Here is a 494-nt window from a genome sequence, read left to right as displayed (position 1 = left end):
CTGATTTTAAAAGTGATTGGTGTAATAGATACGAATATGATGTTGATTGTGACCTTGTCTATCTGCGCTATCTTCCTCATCGCCTATGTGCTGATTTTCATGATTACTTCAAGAAGTTATCGCAAGATTGTCCAAATGTAAAAAAAGATACCTCGACTTCAAAATCGAGGTGTTTTTTTGTTCTAAATGCTGAAAAGTTGTCCTAGCAGAAAGGTAACGCCCATGGTCAAGAGGCCAATAGCTAAGTTACGAATCATAGCTGTTTTGGTTGGGGCTTTTCCAAGTTTGGCACTAGTGTAACCAGTGAGAAGAAGGGCTACACCGACAATAAGGACAGTAGCAGGGATGCGATATTCACTTGGGAAAATGGTAATTGAAAGCATGGGTGGTAAGCTACCAAGGAAAAAAGAAATAAAGCTAGAGATAGCAGCATGCCAAGGATTGGTAAACTCTTCATACTCAATCCCATATTTTTCCTCTACCAAAGCCTTGAG

Annotated in this window: 1 protein-coding gene and 1 pseudogene; one reads left to right on the top strand and one right to left on the bottom strand. The window is 39.7% G+C overall.

All coding sequences use genetic code 11. The annotated features are described in order from the left end of the window. Positions 1 to 141: pseudogene (locus B7697_RS09115) on the top strand (ABC transporter permease); the annotation flags it as partial. Positions 142 to 182: 41 nt separating this feature from the next. Here B7697_RS09115 and B7697_RS00020 read toward each other — a convergent pair. Further along, on the bottom strand, positions 183 to 494 hold a 312-nt coding region (locus B7697_RS00020), incomplete at its 5' end, for a VIT1/CCC1 transporter family protein (protein WP_192851448.1).

This window comes from Streptococcus mitis (assembly GCF_002096895.1).
Lineage (GTDB): Bacteria > Bacillota > Bacilli > Lactobacillales > Streptococcaceae > Streptococcus > Streptococcus mitis_AH.
This window is presented reverse-complemented; position numbering and strand designations above follow the sequence as displayed.